Here is an 8,826-nt window from a genome sequence, read left to right as displayed (position 1 = left end):
CACTTTCGTGTAGTCACCCCTGGTTCACCGCCAGCATATCGAAGGCGAGGCTGGGCCAGCGGTTCTGGCTCGTCGCCTCCAGCCCGTCGAACAGGGTGATCGTCGTGGCGCGCGTGTTCGGTTCGGCGTGAGCGCCCGCGCGCAGGGTGACGAGCGCGTTGGGTTCCTCGCTGCCCGCCGTCAGGATGCCGCGCGGGCGATGATATTTGAACGAGCGGCCGACCAGCCGGACATCGTTGGCAACCAGGGCCGAGGCCAGCGTGTCGCCTTCATATCCACCATAGGCCTTGCCGTCGAAGCGGAAGGAAAGCGGGCGCGACCGATCGATCAGGCCGCCGCTGGCGAGCCGGCTCATCGCGCCGCCCCCTGCGCCAGTCGCGCGCCGGCGATGGCGTGGGTCCGCGTATCCCGCGTCACGACGATCCAGGTGCGGCAGCCCTGCGCGTGATACCAATGCTCGTCGATCGGGCCGGCGGGGTTCTCGCGCAGATAGACATAGTCGTAGAAGCCGTCTTCGCCGGTGGGGCGGGTGAGGCTGGCATCGCCGCGATAGACGAATTCCTGGGCATCGCGATCGCCGCAGAAGGGGCAGGGTATGCGCATGGTGTGAGGCACCTCAATGGAGGTTGGGCTGGGCACCCTGGCCCTTCTCGTCGATGAGATGGCCGGTGCGGAAGCGATCGAAGCGGAAGGCGGTGGCGGTATCGTGCCGTCCATCGGTCGCCAGCAGATGCGCGAAGCACCAGCCCGAGGCGGGCGTTGCCTTGAAGCCGCCGTAGCACCAGCCGCCGTTGAAATAGAGACCGGCCACCGGCGAGCGATCGATGATCGGCGAGCCATCCATCGACATGTCCATGATGCCGCCCCAGCCGCGCAGCAGCCGCGCGCGGCCGATCATCGGCATGATCGCCATGCCGCCTTCGCAGACATCCTCGACGACCGGCAGATTCCCCCGGCTAGCATAGCTGTTATAGCCATCGATATCGCCGCCGAAGACCAGCCCGCCCTTGTCCGATTGACTGATGTAGAAATGACCGGCGCCGAAGGTGATCACCCCGGGTATCACCGGCTTCAGCCCCTCGCTGACGAAGGCCTGCAGCACATGGCTCTCGATCGGCAGGCGCAGATCGGCCAGTGCCGCCACGCGCGAGGAATTGCCGGCCACGGCCATGCCGACCTTGCCGGCGCCGATGCGGCCCCGGCTGGTATCGACGCTGGTGACGGCGCCGGCGGCATCGCGGACGAAGCCGGTGACCTCGCAGTTCTGGATGATGTCCACCCCGAGTTCCGACGCGCCACGGGCATAGCCCCAGGCCACCGCATCGTGCCGCGCCGTGCCCCCGCGCGCCTGGTAAAGGCCGCCCATCACCGGAAAGCGCGCCTGATCGTAGTTCAGGAAGGGCGCCATCCTGCGGACGGCATCCTTGTCCAGCAGTCCGGCATCGACGCCGTGGAGGCGCATCGCGTTGCCGCGGCGCGCGAAGGTATCGCGCTGCCCGTCCGAATGGAACAGATTGAGCACGCCGCGCTGGCTTATCATCGCGTTGTAGTTGAGCTCCTGCTCCAGGCCTTCCCACAACTTCATCGACCATTCGTAGAAGGGCTCGTTGCCGGGCAGTCCGTAATTGGAGCGGATGATCGTGGTGTTGCGACCGACATTGCCGCCGCCGATCCAGCCCTTCTCAACCACCGCGACGCGCGTGATGCCATGCACCTTGGCGAGATAATAAGCGGTCGCGAGGCCGTGGCCGCCTCCCCCGATGATCACGATGTCATAGCCGTCGCGCGGGGCGGCATCCCGCCAGGTCGGCTGCCACTTCCGGTGGCCCGACAGCGCGTTGGCAGCAAGGCTCATCAGTGAGAAATGCATCGACGGCGGCCTTTGGCTGAACCGGTGTGGTCCAGAAGAACTACTCCGGTCTTGATCGCGCCGCTTGTCCGTATACGTCATCTTCATGACGGAAAATCACGACGTGTCTGCACACACCAAGGTCCTGGGCTTGCTCCTCGTCGATGGGTTCGCCCTGATGTCCTATGCATCCGTGATCGAACCGTTTCGTGCAGCCAACGATCTCGCCGGCAAGGCTCTGTACCGCTGGATTCACGTATCGCGCACGGGGGAGGCCGTGCCGGCGTCGAACGGAGCCAGTGTGATGGCAGATGCTCGTGTCGGTGATCCAGTCTTGTGCGACGTGATGTTCGTCTTCGCGGGAGGGGATCCGGCTGCGTTCGACGATCGACCGACATTTGGCTGGCTGCGCAAGCTGGCCCAGGGCGGGGCAGCGATGGCGGGCGTCTCAGGCGGTCCGTTCCTGCTTGCCCGGGCCGGATTGCTGTCGGGCCATCGAGCGACCATCCACTGGGAGCACGAAGCGGCGTTCCGCGATGCTTTCCCGGATTTGGCTGTGGAAACCAGCCTGTTCATCGTCGATCGACGCCGGATGACGTGCGCCGGCGGCACGGCGGGACTGGATCTGGCGATCGAGATGATCGAACGCGAGCATGGCTCCGACCTGTCCCGGCGCGTGAGCGAGTGGTTCATACGGACGGATGCGCGCGGTTCGGAACGGCCACAACGGCAGAGTCTGCGCGATCGCTACGGCGTCACAAACGATAGTGTGCTCCGTGCACTCGCGGAGATGGAGGCCTGGATCGAGGAACCGCGCGACCGCACCATGGTCGCCTCCGCCGCCGGCATTTCGCTGCGGCAACTTGAGAGGCTGTTCATCGCTCATGTTGGGCTGAGCATGACCGACATCTACTTGCGCATCCGTCTGGATCAGGCAGCCCAGCTGATCGGATCGACCGGCATGTCGATAACTGCTGTCGCGCTCGCCTGCGGGTTCCGGAGTGCGGCACATTTTTCGCGCTCGTTCAAGGCACGCCACGGGATCACCCCGTCCGCTGCAAGAAAGCGCCGGCCGGCGCGAGACGCGTCGACAGGGAAAGGGAACGGCTGAATTCCGGGTAGGACTGCAAGGCAGCGATGCCAGGCTCCGTGGGCGGCTCGATCCGGCCCGCCTCGGGTTTGCCGGCGGCCGTCCCTGTCCGTCATGTCGCCCGATCGATGTTCTCCTTGGCAGCACGGTATCGGCGCGGGCAGGCAGGAGTTGTCGATGGGGTGGGCCAGCCGGCGATGGTTGAACCAGTCGCTCGATTCCTACGTGGCGCGTAGCTGTGGCCGTTGCTGCCGACCAAGGGTCCGATTCCGGCCGCGGCGAGGCTGTCGGTGTCGAGGTCTCCCGATTTCTCATCCAGGCTGAGGGTGAGCATCCGGCGACGCCGGCGACGGCAGCGGCGGCAAACCCGCCGGCGACGCCGCCCGCGCACTCTACGCCGATGGCGTCAGACGAGTTCGCCGCTCAAGAAGCCCGACTTTTCCGTCGGCCGCTCGAAAGGTACGCCGAAGAACTTCCGCGCGTCTTCGAAATCGATAAGCCAGTTTCCGGGTGCCTTGTTCTCGCCCCGGGCATGCGACGCATAGCCGAGCATCCGCTGCACTCGCGGCGGATAGTTCCGCACAAGATCCCAGGGAACGACGAGCGGAGAGGCTTCCTCGGGCGTCAGCCACCCTACAAGGAAGCTCATATGCAGTCCATGACGCCATTGGTCCGCGGTTACATTCGCGCCTGCCCCGTGAACCGTTTTCCCCATATACAGCAGCGCGCTTCCGGCAGGCATCACCGCCCCGACCGTTTCATCCGGATTCGGCTGCCGCGCAAAGTCATCCCATTTATGACTACGCGGGATCACACGCGTTGCCCCGACCTCCTCTGTGAAGTCGGACAGAGCGAGCATGATGCTCACAAGGCAGTTCGGGGCGTCTCTCCCCAGCGTCTCCATCACCGGCCAAATCACGGTATCGCGATGAAGGAATTGCCCGGTCTCACCTGGCCCCACGATCATTGCCTGTCCGGTATTGAGCCAATAGTCGCCTTCCAACTGGCTTGCGGCCCAACGATGCATAAGGTCGTGGTCAAGCAGCTCTGCGAAGGCCGGAGCGCGCGCTGCCAGCCTCGTGAACCGCTTGGTCTGCTTCCCCCAGAAAGCACCCATTTCTTCGCCGACATCGTCGGATCCGGGAAGAACATGCTTGATGTCGGGCTGAAGCTGTTCATTCAGGCGAGCCAGAAGATCCTGATCGATGAAGTCTCTGACGATGACTCCCCCATCGTCATCCAACCCCTTCAGGATCAGCTCGAATGGATCGTTCCGCTGGAATGTGCGCAAACCCTTGTCGCTCATGATATGGCTCCTGCTTGATTGAAGGCGAATCTTCCTGGCTGGCTATGTCAACCTCTAGAACTTCATGTCGGCGGTGATTCCGTACGTCCGCGGCTCTCCGACCTGGAAGAAATCGAAGCCGAACCCGGTGACATCGATCGACGATCGGAAATAGTATCGGTTGAACAGGTTTTTTGCCCAAGCGGCGATCCCGTACTGCCCGTCCCCGGACCGGTACGCTACGCGACCGTTCACGACCACATAGCCCTTTTGAGCGATGCGATCCTCGTTCATCAGCTCGAAATATTGTTTCGAGTTATGGTTGCCGTCGACACCCAACGTCAACTTTCCGCCATCGGTATCGATGACGTCCCACTCTGCGCCGGCCGTGAGGCTGACGCTCGGCGCGTTAGGGAGCCGATTCCCGGCCAGGACCACACCGCTGATGGGCCTGTCCGGATCTTCGTGCTGAGCAAGCCCAGCCCGGCGTTGAGACGGATATGGGGCGCAGGGCGCGCGCTCAGTTCGAACTCCGCCCCCGCCATTCGCGACGTCGGAATGTTCACGAGTGTCTGCGCGACCGTATCCGGATCGATGCTGAGCGCCTGCTGGTTCTTGTAGGCGTAATAGAAAGCCGATCCGTTGAAGGTGACGGCGCGGCCGAAGAACTGAGACTTGAACCCCACTTCAAAGGCATTCACCGTTTCCGGCTTGGCCACGTTCAACTCGGTCGGCAGGAAGTACGCCTGAGCATTGAACGCGCTCGCACGATAACCGCGGCTATAGCTGGCGTAAAGCAGGTTCCCGCCAGGCAGCTTGTAGTCGACGCCGGCCCTTCCGGTAACCGTTCCCTTTCGGAAGCCATCGCTTGCCGTGGCATCGAAATCTACGGGGTCGCCCGGGATCGTATTCGCTATCGGCGTGCCGTCGGCCCCAAGAACCCGCGCGTTATACCCGCTGATCCTCCCGGTATCGCGCGTGTAGCGCAACCCGGCCCGAGCGATGAGGCGAGGAAAGAGGGCGTAGTTGACATCTGCATAGACGGCAGCGCTCGACTTCCTCTGATGATATCTGTTGGAATACATGCAAGATGTGAGGAAGTCCTGGGTGCAGTCCTCTGCGTCTATGACCCCGTTTCTAGTGACATCTATGTCGGTAAAATATGAATAGGTCGTCTGAGCAGAGATGGTCTCGCGGCTGTAATAAGCGCCCGCTATGAAATCCAGTCCGTTGTCGAAATCGCTGGCGATCCGCAGATCCTGTGAGAATTGCCGTGCTCGCCCGCCTAGGTCGTCTTCGACCGCCTTGAGCGGACTACCGTCGGCATCCTCGGGGATGAAGAGCTTTCCATAGTCGTAGGACGTGACGGAGGTGACCGTCAGGTCGTCCGTGGCTTTCCAGTTCGTGGTGAGAGATGCGCCGTACGTCCGATGGCGGCGGCGCTCGGCATGTTCGCTTTCCAGTTCTCGCCGGCCGATCCCGGTTCTGAAATAGCTCGAGCCCCCAAAAAGTTCGTACGCGCCCGCGCCGATGCCATCGGCAGCGGGACGCGCGAAGATGCCATAATTGGTTGGATTCTGCAGGCTGGTTGACAGACGCAGCAGGAACTGGAGGCGATCTGTCGGCTGGGCGAGGAGGGACACGCGGACCGCATATTGCCGCGTCGCGTTGGCGTCGGCTTGGCCAGGAAGCCTGTTCTTGAACCAGCCGTCGGCGCGGGCGAAGGTGAACGCAACGCGGGCTGCGACCTTGTCGCTGAGAGCGGCTTGGAGGGCACCATTGGCTTCATAGCGTTGGTAGTTCCCGATCCCGACCGCAAGATAACCCTCGGTGCTGAAACCGGGCCTTCGGCTGATGATGTTGATCGCACCACCAGTCGTATTCTTGCCGTACAAGGTTCCCTGGGGGCCGCGAAGCACCTCCACGCGTTCGAGATCGTAGAGAGCGACAGGGAGGAGGGGGAAGGTGCCCTTGTAAACGTCGTCGATATAAGTGGCTACAGGACCCTGCTGGTTGATGCTGTAGTCGGACATCGAGATGCCACGCAGGGAGAAGACCGGGATTCCTTCGCCGACGGTCGACGCCGCTTGCAGATTAGGCACGGAGGAGACGAGATCGGTGGGTGAGGCGATGCGCTTGTCGGCCAGCTGATCACCGCTCAGAGCGGTTATCGATACAGGCACATCTTGGAGCCGCTCGTTGCGCCGCTGCGCAGTCACGACGATGTCGCCGTCAGCACCGGCAACGTCAGTTGGGGCGGGAGCTGCAGTGCCAGAAACGGTAAGGGTCTCCTGCGCCCACGCAGTTCCTGCACTCGAGAAAACGCAGGCAGTACCGATTAGAACGGCGCGAAAACTCCGCATCTGACTTCCTTCAACGATCGGCTTATCGCGCGAAAAATGGCGCTCACTCTGCAGTGCGTCAAGGAATTTCTTCACTCTCAGGAAATTTCGTTTACGAGCATAGCTGGGGCGTGTCTGCTGGACCGGGTGTCCTTGAGCCAGCCGCCTCGCTGCGAAGGCTTCGCTTCGCCGCAGTGACATGTTCGACCCGCTGGCTTTGATGAAGCATGCAATTCCGATGTCTCGGGCGAATTTCGGCCACTAGGCCTGGGATTTTGCACAGAGGTAGCCAGAAGAGCACGATTGCGGCGAGGGTGATCGCGCCGATGAAGGTCTGGGCGCATCGAATGCCGCCGGTCCTTGAGGCGGCTGAACATGATCTCCAGTAACAGCGGTGTCTGTAGAGCTGCTTGGCGCGGTGCGCATCGCTTGGCGTGGCCTGAGTGACCGAGGATGCATGGGCGCGTGCCACGAGCGCGGAGCGCCTAGGCGGACCCGATATCCGGCTCGTCATCGCTCGTCAGAAAATGGTCATCGATGGGTGGAGCAGCGACGCAATTGGGATCAACGGCACCGTTCCGGCGCCGCTGCTCCGGCTGAAGCAAGGCACGGTGGTCCGCTTCACCGTCGTCAACGAACTTGACGAGAGCAGCTCGATCCACTGGCACGGCTTGCTGGTGCCAGCCGACATGGACGGCGTTCCCGGGGTCAGCTTCCCCGGCATCGCACCGCGCTCGACCTTCGTTTACGAATTCCCAATCAGGCAGGCAGGCACCTACTGGTATCACAGTCATTCGGGCTTGCAGGAGCAGTTAGGACATTACGGACCGATCGTGATCGACCCCGAAGGGCCCGAGCAGGTCGCCTACGATCGCGAGCAGGTGATCGTGCTCTCCGACCACAGCGCGATGATGCCGCACTCCATCATGCGCAAGCTGAAGCAGGAGCCCGATTATTTCGACTACCCGCGGCAGGCCCTCGACGGGTTGGGCGCCGGCCATGACCAGCCGCTCAAGGAGCGCCTGCGCTGGGGCGGCATGCGGATGTCGCCAACCGACATCTCTGATGTGACGGGCGTAGCCTATACCTATCTCGTCAACGGACATGGGCCGAAAGACAATTGGACCGCCCTCTTTTCGGCTGGCGAGCGCGTCCGGCTGCGATTGATTAATGCCTCGGCGATGACCAGCTTTAAGGTCCGCATTCCCGGCCTGCCGATGACAGTCGTGCAGGCGGACGGCCAGTACGTGCAGCCGATCGAGACCGACGAAATCCAGATTGCCGTCGCCGAGACCTACGACGTGATCGTCACTCCGGATGGAAGCCGGGCCTACACGCTGGTCGGCGAGGCGATCGACCGCTCCGGCATGGCGCGGGCAGGCATATGGGCTTGGACCGCCCTTCTGTCGCACCGACAACTGACTGATGACTACGGCTCCGACATCGAAAAGCACGACGCCCGAACTGGTCGGGCAGTTCGACATGCGGTTGCGCTGGCTGTCGGCCTGGACGATCCATCATGCCCATCATCTTCGGGGGAGCCGGGATGGGCTGAAGGTTGGCGCCATCCGGCGAGTTGCGCCTCAATGTCGACGATTCTGGCGGCGCGTTGCGCGACCACCTTGGGTCCGAAGGACACGGTATCGGAACGACGACTATCAGTAGTCTTATTTCGTCATCGACAACGTCGAGGATGTGCTGCGCCAAACGCTCGAACTGATTTGCGCCGCTTTACGCGCGGCTGTGGTCGACGAGACGGGGTTCGTGAAGAAGGGCAGCCAGTCGGTGGGCGAGGCGCGCGGCAATATTCCGGGACGGCCGGACGGGTAGAGAACAGCCAGATCCGTGTATTTCTGGCTTATTGCTCCAGTCACCGCCGAGGCCATTTAGCGGGTCCCAGCGCGAACGCAGGGCTTGCACGATACCAACCCTTGTCCGGTGGCGTGGGATCGGACGAGACGCCAACAGGAACGGCCTTCCCATGCCGTTGGTCGAGCACGCGACGCAGCTCGACGGCGAGCGCTTGGCGTCGCGTCAGCGCCACCGGCATGTCGGCGACGAACCGGCGGATGTCGCGCGCGAGGCGACGATCGGCGGCGTCGCCGCGTTCGAGTGCATTAGCATGGTCGAGATATGCCCGCCGGATCGAATCCTGGCGCGCCTGAATGTCGCGGCTCCAATCGCGCGGCTGCGCCGGTTTCGGTGCGCGCGCCTCGTGCTCAGCCGCCTGGCGCTCGCGCTGGCGCACGCGCGGGTCGAC

Annotated in this window: 6 protein-coding genes and 3 pseudogenes; 3 read left to right on the top strand and 6 right to left on the bottom strand. The window is 63.0% G+C overall.

The window, feature by feature from the left end; translation table 11 throughout:
• Positions 1 to 19: 19 nt before the first annotated feature.
• From H926_RS0108745 to H926_RS0108735, 3 genes and pseudogenes are all read right to left on the bottom strand, one after another.
• Positions 20 to 355: pseudogene (locus H926_RS0108745) on the bottom strand (2Fe-2S iron-sulfur cluster-binding protein); the annotation flags it as partial.
• Positions 352 to 603, bottom strand: a complete 252-nt coding sequence (locus H926_RS0108740; RefSeq protein ID WP_022675953.1) for a sarcosine oxidase subunit delta — start codon at positions 601 to 603, stop codon at positions 352 to 354. The gene H926_RS0108740 and the pseudogene H926_RS0108745, both read right to left, overlap by 4 nt.
• A 13-nt stretch (positions 604 to 616) precedes the next feature.
• Positions 617 to 1,855 carry a sarcosine oxidase subunit beta family protein gene (locus H926_RS0108735; protein ID WP_371256231.1) on the bottom strand — a complete coding sequence of 413 codons (1,239 nt, stop codon included), beginning with the start codon at positions 1,853 to 1,855 and terminating at the stop codon, positions 617 to 619.
• Positions 1,856 to 1,934: 79 nt separating this feature from the next.
• On the opposite strand from H926_RS0108735, the gene H926_RS0108730 reads away from it, so the two are divergent.
• On the top strand, positions 1,935 to 2,960 hold the full coding sequence (locus H926_RS0108730) for a GlxA family transcriptional regulator (protein ID WP_237740997.1): 1,026 nt from the start codon (positions 1,935 to 1,937) through the stop codon (positions 2,958 to 2,960).
• Between the two features lie 385 nt (positions 2,961 to 3,345).
• Here the strand turns inward: H926_RS0108730 and H926_RS26480 are convergent, their stop codons facing one another.
• The 3 genes from H926_RS26480 to H926_RS26475 are packed head-to-tail and all read right to left on the bottom strand — an operon-like array spanning position 3,346 to position 6,662.
• The gene (locus H926_RS26480) at positions 3,346 to 4,245 is read right to left on the bottom strand and encodes a phytanoyl-CoA dioxygenase family protein (protein ID WP_022675950.1); all 900 of its coding nucleotides are present in this window, start codon (positions 4,243 to 4,245) and stop codon (positions 3,346 to 3,348) included.
• Between the two features lie 54 nt (positions 4,246 to 4,299).
• A complete protein-coding gene (locus H926_RS35430) occupies positions 4,300 to 4,569 on the bottom strand; it encodes a hypothetical protein (RefSeq protein WP_371256230.1) in 270 nt (89 codons plus the stop codon).
• Positions 4,566 to 6,662, bottom strand: a complete 2,097-nt coding sequence (locus H926_RS26475) for a TonB-dependent receptor (protein WP_256380240.1) — start codon at positions 6,660 to 6,662, stop codon at positions 4,566 to 4,568. Before H926_RS26475 ends, H926_RS35430 begins: the two co-directional genes overlap by 4 nt.
• 347 nt (positions 6,663 to 7,009) lie before the next feature.
• Between H926_RS26475 and H926_RS31645 the strand changes: the two are divergent.
• Both H926_RS31645 and H926_RS32360 read left to right on the top strand, forming a co-directional pair.
• Positions 7,010 to 8,035, top strand: a pseudogene (locus H926_RS31645) (multicopper oxidase domain-containing protein); the annotation flags it as partial.
• A 274-nt stretch (positions 8,036 to 8,309) separates the two neighbouring features.
• Positions 8,310 to 8,446: pseudogene (locus H926_RS32360) on the top strand (transposase); the annotation flags it as partial.
• Positions 8,447 to 8,826: the final 380 nt, after the last annotated feature.

The organism is Novosphingobium sp. B-7 (genome assembly GCF_000410615.1).
GTDB lineage: Bacteria > Pseudomonadota > Alphaproteobacteria > Sphingomonadales > Sphingomonadaceae > Novosphingobium > Novosphingobium capsulatum.
The sequence above is the reverse complement of the archived record's forward strand: the minus strand, read 5'-3'. Positions and strand labels throughout refer to the sequence as shown.

Coding starts and splice junctions, on each gene's coding strand:
- H926_RS26480 (WP_022675950.1), bottom strand. CDS start 4,245: ATGAGCGACAAGGGTTTGCGCACATTCCAGCGGAACGATCCATTCGAG.
- H926_RS0108735 (WP_371256231.1), bottom strand. CDS start 1,855: ATGAGCCTTGCTGCCAACGCGCTGTCGGGCCACCGGAAGTGGCAGCCG.
- H926_RS0108740 (WP_022675953.1), bottom strand. CDS start 603: ATGCGCATACCCTGCCCCTTCTGCGGCGATCGCGATGCCCAGGAATTC.